The sequence below is a fragment of the Lachnospira hominis (ex Liu et al. 2021) genome (genome assembly GCF_014287955.1).
Classification (GTDB): Bacteria; Bacillota; Clostridia; order Lachnospirales; family Lachnospiraceae; genus Lachnospira; species Lachnospira hominis.
Genome location: NZ_JACOPD010000003.1, coordinates 134,417 through 150,308 on the forward strand (window position 1 = coordinate 134,417; position 15,892 = coordinate 150,308).

16 protein-coding genes and 2 pseudogenes are annotated in these 15,892 nt (G+C 38.9%); 16 read left to right on the forward strand and 2 right to left on the reverse strand.

Translation table 11 applies throughout. The features are described from left to right. Positions 1 to 54: 54 nt before the first annotated feature. Positions 55 to 4,059: a M64 family metallopeptidase gene (locus tag H8S01_RS05200; protein ID WP_186836433.1), complete on the forward strand. Its 4,005-nt coding sequence runs from the start codon at positions 55 to 57 to the stop codon at positions 4,057 to 4,059. 35 nt (positions 4,060 to 4,094) lie between these two features. Beyond that, positions 4,095 to 4,235: a hypothetical protein gene (locus H8S01_RS05205; RefSeq protein WP_156327317.1), complete on the forward strand. Its 141-nt coding sequence runs from the start codon at positions 4,095 to 4,097 to the stop codon at positions 4,233 to 4,235. A 153-nt stretch (positions 4,236 to 4,388) separates the two neighbouring features. On the opposite strand, the gene H8S01_RS05210 is transcribed toward H8S01_RS05205, so the two are convergent. Beyond that, positions 4,389 to 4,589 carry a helix-turn-helix transcriptional regulator gene (locus H8S01_RS05210; RefSeq protein ID WP_055286837.1) on the reverse strand — a complete coding sequence of 67 codons (201 nt, stop codon included), beginning with the start codon at positions 4,587 to 4,589 and terminating at the stop codon, positions 4,389 to 4,391. 222 nt (positions 4,590 to 4,811) lie between these two features. Between H8S01_RS05210 and H8S01_RS05215 the strand changes: the two genes are divergently transcribed. The 11 genes and pseudogenes from H8S01_RS05215 to H8S01_RS05260 all read left to right on the forward strand — a co-directional run bounded on the left by H8S01_RS05215 (position 4,812) and on the right by H8S01_RS05260 (position 13,435). Continuing rightward, complete coding sequence (locus tag H8S01_RS05215) at positions 4,812 to 5,771, forward strand: helix-turn-helix domain-containing protein (RefSeq protein ID WP_119211510.1); 960 nt, start codon at positions 4,812 to 4,814, stop codon at positions 5,769 to 5,771. Further along, positions 5,768 to 5,854, forward strand: a complete 87-nt coding sequence (locus H8S01_RS14015; protein ID WP_420323499.1) for a hypothetical protein — start codon at positions 5,768 to 5,770, stop codon at positions 5,852 to 5,854. Before H8S01_RS05215 ends, H8S01_RS14015 begins: the two co-directional genes overlap by 4 nt. A gap of 96 nt (positions 5,855 to 5,950) precedes the next feature. Then, positions 5,951 to 6,115, forward strand: a complete 165-nt coding sequence (locus H8S01_RS05220) for a DUF6290 family protein (protein ID WP_227081569.1) — start codon at positions 5,951 to 5,953, stop codon at positions 6,113 to 6,115. Positions 6,116 to 6,149: 34 nt separating this feature from the next. Continuing rightward, entirely contained in the window at positions 6,150 to 7,385 is a 1,236-nt protein-coding gene (locus H8S01_RS05225; RefSeq protein ID WP_118257480.1) for a site-specific integrase, read from the forward strand. A 205-nt stretch (positions 7,386 to 7,590) separates the two neighbouring features. After that, on the forward strand, positions 7,591 to 8,055 hold the full coding sequence (locus H8S01_RS05230; RefSeq protein WP_186836434.1) for a methionine--tRNA ligase subunit beta: 465 nt from the start codon (positions 7,591 to 7,593) through the stop codon (positions 8,053 to 8,055). Positions 8,056 to 8,271: 216 nt separating this feature from the next. After that, on the forward strand, positions 8,272 to 9,018 hold the full coding sequence (locus H8S01_RS05235; RefSeq protein ID WP_005342006.1) for an alpha/beta hydrolase: 747 nt from the start codon (positions 8,272 to 8,274) through the stop codon (positions 9,016 to 9,018). Positions 9,019 to 9,158: 140 nt separating this feature from the next. Next, a complete protein-coding gene (locus tag H8S01_RS05240; RefSeq protein WP_118009480.1) occupies positions 9,159 to 9,683 on the forward strand; it encodes a flavodoxin family protein in 525 nt (174 codons plus the stop codon). A gap of 253 nt (positions 9,684 to 9,936) precedes the next feature. Further along, a complete protein-coding gene (locus H8S01_RS05245) occupies positions 9,937 to 10,206 on the forward strand; it encodes an autorepressor SdpR family transcription factor (protein WP_186836435.1) in 270 nt (89 codons plus the stop codon). Then, positions 10,203 to 10,889 carry an SdpI family protein gene (locus H8S01_RS05250; protein WP_186836436.1) on the forward strand — a complete coding sequence of 229 codons (687 nt, stop codon included), beginning with the start codon at positions 10,203 to 10,205 and terminating at the stop codon, positions 10,887 to 10,889. Before H8S01_RS05245 ends, H8S01_RS05250 begins: the two co-directional genes overlap by 4 nt. A gap of 450 nt (positions 10,890 to 11,339) precedes the next feature. Then, positions 11,340 to 11,549: pseudogene (locus H8S01_RS05255) on the forward strand (electron transporter RnfA); the annotation flags it as partial. A gap of 200 nt (positions 11,550 to 11,749) precedes the next feature. Then, positions 11,750 to 13,435 carry an ABC transporter ATP-binding protein gene (locus H8S01_RS05260; protein WP_186836437.1) on the forward strand — a complete coding sequence of 562 codons (1,686 nt, stop codon included), beginning with the start codon at positions 11,750 to 11,752 and terminating at the stop codon, positions 13,433 to 13,435. A gap of 89 nt (positions 13,436 to 13,524) precedes the next feature. Here H8S01_RS05260 and H8S01_RS05265 read toward each other — a convergent pair. After that, positions 13,525 to 13,761, reverse strand: a pseudogene (locus tag H8S01_RS05265) (DUF6061 family protein). A 307-nt stretch (positions 13,762 to 14,068) separates the two neighbouring features. Here H8S01_RS05265 and H8S01_RS05270 point away from each other — a divergent pair. From H8S01_RS05270 to H8S01_RS05280, 3 genes are all read left to right on the forward strand, one after another. Then, the gene (locus H8S01_RS05270; protein ID WP_118544327.1) at positions 14,069 to 14,605 is read left to right on the forward strand and encodes a TIGR00730 family Rossman fold protein; all 537 of its coding nucleotides are present in this window, start codon (positions 14,069 to 14,071) and stop codon (positions 14,603 to 14,605) included. A 75-nt stretch (positions 14,606 to 14,680) separates the two neighbouring features. Next, positions 14,681 to 15,001 carry a TfoX/Sxy family protein gene (locus H8S01_RS05275; RefSeq protein WP_186836439.1) on the forward strand — a complete coding sequence of 107 codons (321 nt, stop codon included), beginning with the start codon at positions 14,681 to 14,683 and terminating at the stop codon, positions 14,999 to 15,001. Positions 15,002 to 15,109: 108 nt separating this feature from the next. After that, a complete protein-coding gene (locus H8S01_RS05280) occupies positions 15,110 to 15,865 on the forward strand; it encodes an N-acetyltransferase (RefSeq protein ID WP_186836440.1) in 756 nt (251 codons plus the stop codon). Positions 15,866 to 15,892: the final 27 nt, after the last annotated feature.

The window sequence follows — 15,892 nt, forward strand, 5'->3', positions numbered from 1 at the left end:
GAAGCCTACTGACCGTGAATGACGCTCAGGAGAGAATGACAAAAGGAGGACTTTATGAATATTATCAAACATAAATATGGCAAACGAACGGTATCTCTGCTGCTTGCGGTAATTTTGGTGCTATGCCCTTTGCAGGTTAGGGCGGCAGATAACAAGCCAACCATCGAAATTGGTGACTACATTCAGATGGGTACTTATGGGGGAGTGCCAATTGTGTGGCGTTGTGTAGCGAAGGATAGCAATGGGCCATTGATGCTTTCGGATAGAGTATTGTGTGATTACATGCCCTATGATGCAAAAACCAACAAAAATGCCGAAACAGGCTCGCACCGGCGCAATAGCTGGAGAGATAATTTTGGTTCTAACCACTGGAGAGACAGCAACATACGTTCTTGGCTCAATTCCAACGCTGAAGCAGGAAAAGTGAAATGGCTTTGCGGAAATCCGCCAACAGAGGATTCTGTCTATCCTAAAACGGCAGCATATGACCAAAAGGAGGGCTTCCTTCGCAGCTTTCGTTCGGATGAGCTGGGAGCGATTCGAACGGTGAAGCAGCGTTCTATCGTTTCCCATCCGGAGTATACGGCAGGTTATATCGACGCAGCCGGTGTTGATCTTCCCTATAACACCACAATTGATACGGTAGCGGATGGGTATGACAGTGCCCATTATGAATATATTTGGGATAGAGTTTTTCTGCTGGATGTTCAGCAGCTCAAAACGGTTAATGATAACCTGAACGGCTACCATATCGCAAAAAACAGAAGCGGTGTAGCATGGAACTATTGGCTGCGTACACCGATTACAACCTGTAACCATGATATGCGATTTGTGACCCCTCAAGGGAATATTTTGCGTGACGCACCCTATAAGGGATATTACGGCGTTCGTCCTGCCTTCTATCTGAATACGGAAAATTACACCGTATCATCCGGCACAGGACAGAGCGCACAGGACCCCTATGTTGTTTCCGCACCGGATGCGCCGGATGACAGCATTGGCATATCCGGCGCTGTGCGAGAGGATGTGAATGGTGACTGGAATGTGAACACGGATGAGTATCTACAGCTGGAGATGAGTACCCTCTACACTGAGGATCCTGCATATGCAAATGTAACCGTACCGGTGTATACAATCCAGAAGCCTCGCAGCGATAAGGAGAACATGGTGATTGTGTACTGCGCCGAGGGCTACACCAAAAGCCAGCAAAAGCAGTTTGTCGAGGATGTAAAAAAGCTGTGGGGGGAGGTATTGCAGATAGAGCCATATCGCAGCATGGCGGATCGCTTTAATGTCTATGCACTCTGCACGGCATCGGTGGATGGCTATGGCGGTACCAGCACATTTTTTGCTGCGACCGCCAAAGGAGGAATTTCTACTAACAAAGGGAACTGGCGCAACCATGTTTTGGAGCGCATCATAGGCCCTGCGTTTATCGAGAAGATTCATGACGCACATATTCCTAATGAAACGCATCCAAACGAAAACACGATGGATCATAATTATAGACAGTATGATTATGTGTATGAAAATATCAACCAATTCGTTGTGTTGGCGAATAGCGGTGAGTATTTCGGTGGCTCTCATGATAATAAACAATATGGTATTCACTATATTGTTGCGTCAGCGAGAAACGCATATTCTGCGTTTACCCAGCGGCATGAACTGGGACACGGTCTGTTCCATCTGGGAGATGAATATAATTATAGCACTGTTCCTGTAGATGAGTGGAATTACACTACATCACTGAATATGACTGCAACAAAAGATCCCACGAAAGTGAAGTGGAAGCAGCTGCTTGGCTTCCGTAATACCTATACCTGCCCGCATCTTGACTACTATCCTTATACCTATAATTCCAGCAGGGATTGTCTGATGCGAGAGACCTTTCAGAATGATTTTTGCGATGTGTGCAAGCTACAGGGCATAAAGGTCATGAGTCAGCTCATTACAAATCCCCCTGCGCTTTATGTGGCTGTTCCTGAGGTGAAAAAGTATATCGGCGGTTACAGAAATCCCACAAAAGATCCTTCTGCCTTTGAGGCAGCGAATTCCTCCGCATATGCGAGCTATCAAAATGACAGGAATAGCCGTCTATTAAGCGGCGGCAGTAAAAACAGCTTTGATTATAGCAGCATGAAGGGGCAGCAGGTTGAGCTGCGCACCATTATACAAAATCTTTCGAATACCCAAGCGAAGACTGTGACCCTGCGCCTGTGGGTGGAACATTCCAACGGCGAAAAAGCGGTCACGACAGATGGGGAGCAGGTTTTCACTACGCAGGAGTTTGACATCCCTGTTTGGAAAGAGAAAAGCAAATTCTGGACAAAGGGTGCGTTGGATTACGAGGGCAGCGACTTTAATTCCGGCCTTGTCAACTGCTCTCTGGTTTACACGATTCCGGAGAATGCCATTCTGCAATCCGGCGATACCATCGGCTTTGAGATTGTAGATCATGCGACAGGCGAGGTATTGGCTGATGATGATACGGAGCAGCAGCACTATGTCAATGTCACCATCCAATATCAGCTGGAGGATGGCACAGATGTTCCAAACACCATGCCGACTACCTTTACTGTTCCGGTAGGCAAAAAGGTTGATTGGCAGCCGCCGCAGGAACTGCACGGCTACACTTTTGTTAAAGCGGAGGGGATGGAAAATGCTGTCCCGAACAGTGGTATGACGATTCGTTATATTTATAAAAGGTCTGAGGAACGCCCCGAGCCGCCGGTGACAAAAAATTATACGGTGCAATACAATTGGGGCTCTGTATTCCCGACAGGCGCAACGCTGCCGCTAAATAGCAGCTCCTATTCGAGTGTGCAACAGGCGAAGGCGGCTGTGGATAAGAAATATACCTCCACAACACGCATTCAGGCACAAAAGGATGGTAAAAACGGCACATGGGCTTTTTCGGGCTGGGATGCCGGCAACCTAAACGGCACAACCGTGGTATTCCGTGGAAGTTGGAGTTTTACGGCGGATACAGCGCCGATAACGCCTCCGAGCGGTACAGCAAGCTACAAGATTACCGCAACGGCAGGTATCGGTGGAACAATCTCTCCCGGTGGCACGACAACGGTATCTGCCGCAGGTCAGCTTACATATACAATCAAGGCGAACGAAGGATATTATATTGCGGACGTAAAGGTGGATGGTTCGGAAGTGACAGCAACCACAAGCTACACCTTTAGTGATGTGAATACTGATCACACCATAGAAGTTACCTTTAAACAGGAAAGCCAGACACCGGATGTGCCGGATGTGATTGCACCAAGCATAACCACACAGCCTGGAAATGCGACAGTGAAGGTAGGTGAGACTGCGTCCTTTACCATAGCAGCAAGCGGTACAGATCTTACCTATCAGTGGCAGATAGACAGAAATGATGGGAAAGGATGGGTAAACATTGACGGTGCAACGGCAACGAGCTATACCACATCCACAGTCAATATAAGCTGCAACGGATTTAAGTATAAGTGTGTTGTTTCAAACAGCGCAGGAAACGTAGAGAGTAATTCTGCAACATTGACCGTACAGGATGCGGGCGGTTCCGATAATCCTGACATACCGAATAACACCTATCAGATTATTGATGGAGCAAACAGTAGTTGGACGCATGACAGTGATGATAATATCACCATCCGGGGTAACGGAGACTTCTCCAAGTTTACCGGAGTTAAGGTGGACGGAAATTTGATAGACAAGAGCAACTACACTGCAAAGGAAGGCTCTACCATTATCACACTGAAAGCTTCCTACCTGAATACACTTTCGGCAGGAAACCATACAGTTGAAATCCTTTGGACGGATGGTTCTGCAAGCACCACATTTACCACCAAAGCAAATATCTCTGATAACAGTAATAACAACCAGAATGATAATAACAATAGCAATTCCTCTGATGACAAGCCATCGAGTGGAACTGATAAGAAGGATGTGACTGCACCTAAAACCGGAGACAACACACCGAGTGTATGGCTGTTTATACTATCAATTCTTTCCGGAACGGGATTGATTATTACCGTAAAGAAACGCAGAGAAAATTTGAATTCATAGAAACGATAGTTAAAAAATAAAACGAGAAAATAACCATGGAGAAGGCGGGCATGTATGTCCGCCTTTTCTTCAAAGAAAACACAACAGGGAGTGTACGCTGCGGAAGAGGCGAAAGAAAAGACACAGACGGAATCAAAGCAGAAGGCGTGTATGGGAATGGAAATGGAAATGCCTGACTCTGCAACTTTTATTAGCGGTGATATTTGTTTTTTCTGTGGCGGGGCTTCTTGGATATGGCATCTTCTATCTGTGTCAGAATGAGAGTAGCAGAAACACGCAAAAAGAATTACAAGGCATACGAGGAGAATCAAAAAAATTGCTGCTCCGACTCAATCTTCCACATGGAATACATCTTCCACCAGCATATTAAAGTACTTTGATATCTGCAGCATAAATTCGGCAGATGGGGTACTGTCCCCACGCTCTATCCTGCCGACAGTTTTGGTGCTGTATCCGATAGCAGCGGCAAGGTCGTTCTGGTAAATGCCACGCTGCTCCCGGATTTCTCTGATATTATTGGTAACCGCCATAAAAATCCCTTCTTTCAGTTCTATAGATATTTTCTTATTGTCATTATGCAAAATAATGTGTCCGATAAAAAGGACTTGCAATTTTATCGGCAATGCTTTAATTGTAAAATTTAACGCCAGAAATTGCCTACTTTTACTCTTACAATCGTGCGTTTACTTTTACAAATCTTGTTTTTTATAGGATAATACTCATATGCTGTCTGACCAGAAAGGAGCAGACCTATGAGTAAACATCTCACTTTAACTGACCGGGCAATTATTGAAAAATATCTCGCCCAGGATATGTCTTTCTCTTTTATTGCTAAAAGACTGAACCGCTCAGCAACCACAATCTCTCGCGAGATTAAGAACCACCGTTGCTTTGTTAACGGTTTCCGGTATACATCGAATGACTGCATTAATTATCGTTCTTGCTTACGCAGAAACATATGCGATCAGGAATCAATTTACACTTGTTCCCATCGCTGCAAAACATGTACGGAATTCGACTGTAAAAGCTTATGTTCACAGTACATTTCTGCACATTGTCCTTTGCTGGATAAACCGCCTTATGTTTGCACTCGTTGTCCAAATGAGAAGACATGCAAAAGAAACCATGCCTACTACACTGCTCATCGGGCGCACGCTGAATACGTCAAAGAATTAAGTTCATCAAGGAAAGGCATTCGTACCAGTCCTGAACGGTTATTGGAACTAAATGATTTACTAATGCCGCTGGTTAATAAAGGACAATCCATCAACCACATATTTGCCACTCATTCCGATGAAATCAGGCTTTCCAAAAAGACTATCTACAACTACATCGACCAGAGTGCTTTCCGGGTAAGGAATATTGATCTTCCCAAAAAGGTTCGTTATAAGCAGCGACATTCTCATGAGGTTCTTATGAAGTTCGATTATCAGTATCGAAAAGGACGTACTTACACTGATTTCACTTCCTTCATGGAACAAAATCCGAAACTCCCGATTGTTGAAATGGATACCGTAATCGGTGCCCGAAATAGTGGAAAGGTACTTCTGACTATTCTATTTAGAGACACCAATTTCATGTTGATTTTTCTTTTGCCGGATAAGTCTCATCAAAGTGTACTTCATGTTTTTGATAAGCTCACATCGCTTCTTGGTATTGAACTTTTCCGAAAACTATTTCCTGTAAGGATGCGAAAGCATGTTATAAGATGAATAGACTGGTGCTTGTGAACGTTGATATTCTTAATGAATATCTGGAGACATTTCATATAGAAGACGAGGAATTCTACAAATAAATTGAAAAGAATATGAAAGAGTTTGCATTAATATACTTGACTTTATGTCTGACATAAAGTATACTATGTTCAGATGGAGGTGATATATTGGCAAAGATGGGACGACCAAAAGCTGAAAATCCTGCTGATAAGAGGATTACAATCAGACTGAATGGTGAAGAACATGAATTGCTGCTTGAATACACCAAAAATCATAACATGACTATGACGCAAGTAGTTAAAATGGCAGTGTTAGAGAAACTAATGGCTGACCAGAAGTAATGCAGGCTCTTTTCTTTTTGAGAAAGGAGAAAAGATGGCTTGTAGAAAAGATGGTAAAGGAAGAGTATTACGAAAAGGAGAGCATTATCGTAAAACTGATGGCAGGTATTCATATATTTATACTGATCCATTAGGGAAAAAAAGGACGATATATGCGAAATCTCTTGTAACACTTAGGCAGAAAGAAGACGAACTTGTTCGTGACCAGATGGACGGGTTAAATGTATATGTTGCTGGAAGTGCAGATGTAAATTTTTTGTTTGATAGATATATTTCTACCAAGACGGAGTTGCGAAGCACTACAAAAGCAAATTACTTATATACATGGGATCATTTTATCAGGGATACGTTCGGAAAGAAAAAGATTAAGGATGTGAAGTATTCTGATGTCTTATTTTTCTATACGGATTTGATTACGAACAAGGGATTGCAGGTAAATACTTTGGAGAGTATCAATACTGTATTGCGACCTACATTTGAGCTGGCAGTACGAGATGATATTATAAGAAGAAATCCTGTAAATGGAGCTTATGCCGAGGTGAAAAAAAGAAACGGTGGTGCTAGAAAGAGTCGAAGAGCACTGACAGTAGAGCAACAGAGAGAATTTATTGATTATGTTGCAAAGAATCCGTTTTTCTTCCATTGGTATCCGTTTTTTGTATTTCTGCTTGGAACTGGATGCAGAATCGGTGAGGCAATAGGCATCAGATGGGACGATGTTGATATGAAGAAACGAACAATCAATATTAACCATAGTCTTACTTATTACACAAGATCTGACAATTCATTTAAGTGTGAGTTTCGGGTTTCAGAACCTAAAACAGAAGCAGGAATAAGGACAATTCCAATGATGGGACCGGTGTATGAAGTGCTCAAGTCTGAATATCAGCGTCAGCAGGAAGAAGGTTTTTGTGTTGCAGAGGTTGATGGAATGACAAACTTTATATTTACTAATCGGTTTGGAAATCCACATAATCCGCAGGCAGTAAATCGTGCAATCAAGAGAATCGTTGATACTCACAATGCCGAAGAAGAGGTAGAGGCAAAGAAAAAGAAGAGAGAACCTATAATGTTGCCCAGGTTTTCATGTCACATTTTTAGACACACATTTGCTTCGAGGTTTTGTGAGAACGAAACCAATGTAAAAGTTATTCAAGAAGTAATGGGACATGCTGATGTCAGCACAACCATGAACATTTATGCGGAGGCAAATCCAGAGGTTACTAGAGAGGCTTTGGAGAAACTTGCCAAGAACATGGATGTATTTTAGAAACAACGATATAATATAGAAAAGAGTCCTCTGATTTGAGGACTAGGCAATTGACCAAAAAAATTTAATATGACTAATATATGACCAAAAAAGACTGCAAATTTGGTTATTTTAGTACAGCTTGCTAAAGAAAATATTGTAATGATTTAAAGAAATGTAAATCATCTTACAGCTCTTTACAGCAGGAGCGAAAAAGCTCCCGACGATGAAGTCATTAGACGCTGACAAGAAGGCAAATAAGACTTCCGAAGCAGCTCCTGCAGTTGCAGAAAAAGCTGCTGAGAAGATTGATTTCTCCAATGTGAAGATTGAGCCATTGTTTGAGGAAACAGTTGATTTTGATACATTCTCAAAATCTGATTTCAGAGCTGTTAAGGTAAAAGAGTGTGTTGCAGTACCTAAGTCTAAGAAGCTGTTACAGTTCACACTTGATGATGGAACAGGCACAGACCGTACAATTCTTAGCGGAATCCATGCTTTCTATGAGCCGGAAGAACTTGTTGGAAAGACATTGATTGCTATTACAAACCTTCCGCCAAGAGCAATGATGGGAATTGAATCTTGTGGTATGTTACTTTCAGCAGTAAACAACCTTAAAGATTCAGAGGATGAAGAACTTCATCTTCTCATGGTTGATGACCATATACCGGCAGGTGCAAAGCTCTATTAAGAAGTACCGTTTTACCCTACAAAACGGGATGTATTTCATTTGTGAAAAAGCTCTGAAAATACACAAATACACCAAATTTACACCAAATGGTGCTTGAAACGGTGCAGAGCCTTAAAAATCGCATAATTTTCAAAATATATGGGCAGTTCCGGTTCGGAATTGCCCATTTTCAGAAAGAAAAAGATAAATCGGAAGTTTACAGCGAGGTGAAAGAGGTTGAATTATGTAGAATATGGAAAAGAAAACAGCGATGTAATTATCCTCTTACACGGAGGCGGTTTATCATGGTGGAATTACAAAGAGGTTGCTGAAAGACTTCAAACAGATTATCATGTGGTTTTGCCTATATTAGATGGTCATGCAGGATGTGATAAGCAGTTTACAACGATAGAGAATAATGCTTTGGATATTATAGAATTTGTAAATAGCAAATTGGGCGGTTCTGTTTTAATGATGGGAGGACTATCGCTTGGAGGGCAGATTTTGCTTGAAATTTTATCTCAACGCAAAGATATATGTAAGTATGCAATAGTGGAAAGTGTACTTGTGATACCTTCAAAATTTACATATTCTATGATTAAACCGGCGTTTGGAAGTTGCTATGGCTTAATAAAGTATAAGTGGTTTTCAAAATTGCAATTCAAATCACTACGAATAAAGTCGAATTTGTTTGATGAATATTACAAAGATACTTGTGCTATTAGAAAGAGTGATATGATTGCCTTTTTACAGGAAAACTCAGTATATTCACTAAAAGATGGCATTGGAGAGTGTGAAGCAACCGTTCAAATTTATGTTGGAGAAAAAGAAAAGCAATCAATGAAAAAATCTGCTAAAATCATTCATGAAAAATTGCAGGATAGTTTTATACAAGTTCTTCCTAATATGTATCATGGAGAGTTTTCAATAAACCACGCAGATGATTATGTGAGAAAACTATTAGAAATAGTAAAGCGAAGGTAACTTTCAGTCTTCAGCAGAGGCTGAAAGCAATAGAAGATTTGAATTGACCGAGCTCTTTGAGCGGAGGATACTTCTTGTCCGAAGGGCAAGAAGGTGGAACTGAGAAGAATTAAAACAATTGGAAGTTGGAGGATACAAGCATGAAAATTGTAATCATTAATGGAAGTGCCAGAAAAGGAAACACGCTGACAGCAATCAATGCATTTATAAAAGGAGCATCAGAAAAGAATGAAATTGAAATCATTGAACCTGACAAACTCAACATTGCACCATGCAAGGGATGTGGTGTCTGTCAATGCTCTAAGGGATGCGTCGATAAGGATGATACAAATCCTACAATTGATAAAATTGCTGCCGCAGATATGATTCTTTTTGCTACACCAGTTTATTGGTGGGGAATGTCAGCACAATTGAAACTTATCATTGATAAGTGCTACTGCCGTGGATTGCAGTTAAAAAATAAAAAAGTTGGCACGATTGTTGTAGGCGGTTCTCCCGTAGACAGTATCCAGTATGAGCTGATTGACAAGCAGTTTGACTGTATGGCAAAATATCTTTCATGGGATATGCTTTTCAAAAAATCATATTACGCAACAGCCAGAGGTGAACTTGAAAAAAACAAGGATTCCATGAACGAACTTGAGGGGATCGGAAAAAATTTATAAAGCACGTTCCAAATTTCAGTTTGTCTGACTCACGACAATTTAATATCAAACTAATACAAGCACTTTAGCCAAATAAGGTTAAGAAAATTTGAAATTAACAGCTGGTTAATTATTTGCTTTTTATATCGATAGAATGGACACGTTGGTTTTTCAGCGTGTTTTTTCTATTTAAAAATATTTTTAAATACTTCTTGTAAATTAAAGAAAGGCGTGTTAATATCTATTTAAAGAAAATTTTAAATAGGTAAGAGATATGGGAGAAACAAATATTTTTAAAGTGTTAGCAGACAGTCAAAGAAGAGATATTCTTACTATGCTAAAGAATGGACGATTAAATGCTGGAGAGATTGCGGAAGAATTGCAAATTACACCAGCGGCACTTTCTTATCATTTGAAACTATTAAAGAGTGCCGATTTAGTATCTGAATATAAAGAAAAAAACTTTGTTTATTATGAAATCAATACTACAGTTTTTGATGAATTAATTATATGGGTTAATCAGTTTGGAGGAAAAAAGAGATGAAAAAAATAATGTGGATAGTAGCAATGATTCCAGTTGTAGTCACAAGTGTGGTACTACAGTTTATGCCGGATGTTATACCTATGCATCATGATTTGGAGGGAAATACTGACAGATGGGGAAGTAAAACAGAAAGTCTTATTTTTCCGATAATAATTTTGTTTATTACACTATTTTGGTATTTGCTAATCAATGTATTTGAAAAAAAATCAATAACAGCAAAAACTGAAAAGGAACAAATGGAAGCAAAATCTTCTGCAAAAGTATTGTGTGTTGTAGGACTTTCGCAGGCTATAATGTTCGGTATTATGCACTGTTTTATTCTTTACTCTTCATGGATACAAGCAAATACGGGTAGTTCTCAGGCTACTATTGATATTGCAAAAGTTTCCTGTATTTTATGTGGCATTCTGTTTATTGTATTAGGAAATTTTATGACAAAAGCAAAACGAAATGCGGTAGTAGGACTTCGAACCGTTTGGAGTATGCATAATGACGATACGTGGAGAAAGAGTAATCGCTTTGGTGCAATATGTATTATGGTTACCGGTCTATTGACTATCATTACATCTATATATACAAGTGGAATGACTGGGACAATATTTATGTTGATTTATTTATTATTAGCAGCGGTTGTAGCAGTTATATATTCGAAAAAGGTGTATGATAAGGAAATTGACAAATGATTTTTAGTTATGTGGAGAAAGTGAAACTTTCAGTTTCATGTTGCTTTTAATAATTGAATATTGAATGATTTTACATAGCCGTTAAGGAGTAATTTTTGCTCCCTAGCGGCTTATTTTATTTTTCAAAGTAGGAATATTATAGACGAACAGGAAAAGATAGAAGACGAGTTTGATTTATAAATTGATATTTAATCTATGTAAAGAACCCAATAAATTCAAGTTTGTCTGACTCACAACAATTTAATATTAAACTAATACAAGCACTTTAGCCAGTAAAGGTTAAGGTGCTTTTTTGCACCTTGAAAGGAGGTGGTTGAAGCATATCACATCGAGAAAAGCCCGATTTAATCATTACAACAGGCATTGCCTGATCATATAGAGTAACTTTTAACAGCCGGTTATGGATTATCCCTGCTGGCTTATTTTTTTATCGAAAAGGAGATAAACGACATGAGAAAAGAACAGATTATTACGACAAACAATAATCAGATGGAGGAGAAAGGCATGAAGAACAGATTCATTCACTTTAAGAAGAGATTCGTTCCGGCATTATCTGGGGCACTTATGGGAGTAATGCTTATGAGCACTACTTGTTTTGCAGCAGGTACAGGTACTTCCGCAGTAACACAGCCGCTTGAGAATTTAAAGACACTTACGATAGAATATTGGAACTTAGCATGATATAATAATAGAAAATTTTTAGGAAGAGGTGAGAACGATATGAAAATTATCCGAGATAACTACTCAGTACAGTTGATGTAAACTGTTGGCAGATTGTGCTGAGGTTAAAAGAAACTTGCCAGTAGTCGTTGACTGTACTGCCATGATGCTTGAAATACAATCTATAAAGGAGTACAGTTATGCGTTATATAAAAGAAATATTAAAGAAAAACAGAATATGGGTATTAGTCTACATTGGGCTAGGTATATTTAATGCATTTATGGCTAATTACAAGGCTGACTATTTCCAAAAGGTCATTGATGGATTGGCTGATAGAACACTTGCATTTGCAGGAGTTGCAACATATGGTTTTATTTTGCTGGTAAATTATTGTATGAATTATTTGGATAATTATCCTGAAAAGAAATTGGAACATGGTATTTATCTGGATTTTAAGCTTTTGTCCCTTAGAAAAATAAGCACAATTGATTATACAGAATACCAGAAAATAGGTACAGGCAAACTTGTTCAAAGGATTGAGAATGGTTCAACAGCAGGAAGAAATGTATTATTCAATTTCTGGTTGCGTTTGATTCGAGACTTACTTCCTACCATTGGTTTTAGTATATACTTTATTTGGAAAATAGATGAAAAAGTCACTTATGTACTGTTTGTAGGCTATACGTTTATTTTTATAATAACCAACATTCTATTAAAGTTTCTTTACAAAATAAAAGAAAAGATTTTGAATAGTGAAGAACTATTAAATCACTATTTGGTCAGAGGCTATATGGAAATGTTGGTATTTCGTATGAGTAAACAGTTCCCGAGTGAAATAAAGAAGACTTGTAATGCAAAAGAGGATATTGTTTCATCAAAAGTAAAAATGAATATGATTCATGAAGCATTCTTCACAATATTTGCACTACTTGTGGCAATGTTAGATATTGGTATTCTTTTTTATGCATGGAAAACGAAAAACCTTACAGTAGGTTCTGTGGTTGCACTAATTGCACTGATTGAAAATGCTTATACGCCAATTGCCATTTTTAATGTACTTTATGTCCAATATAAATTGGACAAGGCGTCGTATAAGAGATTTGAGGAATTTTTAGGCTTAAAAGACGATATTCAATTAAGAAACGGTAACGCAATAAATACAAATGTTGGAAAAATTGCAATAAGAAATTTATCATTCCAATACGAGGAACGAAAAATTATTGATGGCTTGAGCCTGTCAATACAAAAGGGAGAAAAAATAGCTTTTGTAGGAGAAAGTGGTTCCGGAAAATCGACCTTGATTAAGATTTTATTAGGGTTGCTAAAATATAATCAGGGAGAAGTCCGCTTAGGAGACATGGAGTTAAAAGAAATTTGTCTTAATAATCTGTATGATAGAGTTAGTTATCTATCACAGGATGCCCCTGTTTTTGACGGAACAATAAAAGAAAATCTGGTATTTGAGAAACAAGTGTCAGAAGAACAAATGCTGGAGGCATTGAGTGAAGTGCAACTATCTCATTTAGTTGAAAATCTTGCGGAAGGTTTAAATACTGAAATTGGTGAGAAAGGTACTTGTTTATCGGGTGGAGAAAAACAAAGACTTGCATTAGCTCGCTTGTGGTTTGAAGACTCCGAACTTGTCATTTTGGATGAAGCAACATCTGCAATGGATAATTTAACAGAAGAAAATGTAATGAAATCAGTTATGCAAAAAATGAAAGATAAAACTGTCATTGCCATTGCACATAGATTAAATTCCATTGCAGGTTTTGACAGAATTATTCTCTTTAAAGAAGGGAGGATTGTTGGACAAGGTACTTTTGAAGAACTACTACATACAGATTCTTATTTTATGGACTTGTATAATGCGAATGTGAAATAATTGTTTTTTAGGTCGAAACTTGTAAAAATACAAAGGGGCTGTTGCTCTTGCACTTTTTTAATTGTTAGAGTAGCAGTCCCTTAGTGTACTTAAAGTTCAATAGAGTCTTCTGCGTCTACCCATATCTGCATAGTTCCATCCAGATATAGTTTTGCATATTCAAGAGGTTAATCAATAGCAAGAGCATTTAATGCACACTGAGAGCATGGTGTAGTTTTAATACCATCTTCTGCCTTGTGGTAGTCAATACGGAGCATATATCTGGCACAGGTGTAAATATCTATGCTATTCCGGTACATATTGTATTCTGCGTAAATAATATTCATATCGTGTCTCCTTCAAATCAATTAATCAAAATAAGAAATTCAGAAGCATTTCAATCAGTTCACCATGTCAGTTTCATTCTGTGTTATACTGTGTTATATGATTTTGTTTCCCTTGCTTTTTCCCTTACCAGAGTCCGTAAACACTGATGGAACGATATAACACAAGGGAAACAATAAGGGGAAGTTCACCTGCGAAAAATCCAGTGTTTTCAATGGCTTCCAGAGAATTTGATAACAAAATATAACAGTTATTAAATCTCTTAAAACAGGTGAAATCTCAATCGAAAGTTGTAGGAGGAAATTTTTAATGAATATAACAGTTTATCTTGGGGCAAACGAAGGAAATGACCCATGCTTACGAAAAGCAGTTGAGGAATTGGGGGCATGGATTGGAAACAGTGGAAATGCACTTGTTTACGGTGGTTCTAAAGGTGGTTTAATGGGAGCATTGGCAGACAGTGTATTGAAGGCAGGCGGTGATGTTACGGGTGTTGAGCCGAATTTTTTTATTGAAAATGAGTTTCAACATGATGGACTGACAAAACTGATTGTGACTAAGGATATGTCTGAGAGAAAAAACAAAATGATTGAGTTAGGAGAAGCCTTTATTGCCTTCCCGGGCGGCACGGGAACATTGGAGGAAATTGCAGAGGTAATGTCGAATGTGTCTTTGAAACATCTGGAGGCACCCTGCATTCTCTACAACCTGAACGGTTACTACGATGATTTGAAAGCACTTCTAAATCATATGATTGAAAAAGGATTATCTTCTAACGAGCGACAGGAGGGAATCTTTTTTGTTGAAAATCTGGATGATATAAAGCGAATCTTGAGACGGGCATAACTTATGTTTGCACAGTAAAATGGAGTTGCATTAGCGAAAGACAGAGCACGATCAATTCCTGTTTAAGGAGAAATTATGGCTTCAAACAATGAATACTTAGAGTATATTTTAGGACAGTTATCTGAATTGGAAGAAATCATATATCGCACCATGATGGGAGAATTTATTCTTTATTATCGAGGCAAAATCGTAGGTGGCATCTATGATGATAGATTACTCGTGAAACCAGTAAAATCAGCTGTCCGGTATATGCCGGCAGCTCCGTATGAATTGCCATATGATGGAGCAAAGAGGATGCTGTTGGTAGAGGAAGTGAATAATAAGAAATTCCTGACCGGATTGTTTGATGCTATGTATGCGGAGTTACCAGCATCAAAACAGAAAAGGGGGAAATAGATATTGTACTAGCAGACGAATTGGATACATCTGTGAGCACATTACATGATGAATCCGTATCGGAATCAGCGTCAGACGATTTAAACTTTAAGAATAAGGAGAAAATTCATGAAATATATAAGAGTGACGAAAGAAAATATTGAAAAAGAGCATATCTGCTGTGCGATTTCAAGGAACAGGGATATACAGGTAATATCAAAGAAAAACTGGCTGAAAGAGCGATTTGATGATGGATTGGTATTTCTCAAGAGTATAGAGCGTGGAAAATGCTTTATCGAGTATATTCCGGCAGAAAATGCATGGAATCCAATCATGGCAGAGGGTTATATGTATATTGACTGTTTGTGGGTGGCTGGTTCTTTCAAAGGCAATGGTTATTCGACTGATTTACTGAATGCCTGTATAGAAGACAGCAAAGCAAAGGGGAAAAAGGGAATCTGTATCCTGTCAGCCGCCAAGAAAAAGCCTTTTCTGGCAGACCCGGAGTTCCTGAAATATAAGGACTTTACAGTCTGTGATGAAGCAGATAATGGTATTCAGCTTTGGTATCTGCCTTTTTCTTTGGATGCGGCTAAGCCTGAATTTAAGGAGTGTGCGAAGCATCCACACATTGAGCAGGCAGGCTATGTATTGTACTATACCAATCAATGTCCGTTTAATGCAAAATATGTTCCGATGCTTCTTGAAGTTGCCAAGGAAAGAGAGGTTCCGTTTCAGGCAATCAGACTGGAAACGAAAGAAGAAGCACAGAATGCTCCGACACCGGTTACAACCTATGCATTGTTTTATAACGGAGAATATGTCACGAATGAGCAGATGAATGATAAAAGATTTATAAAGCTTCTGGATGGGATGGAAAAATAAATGAGCAAATTCAAACTCTACTCTCCG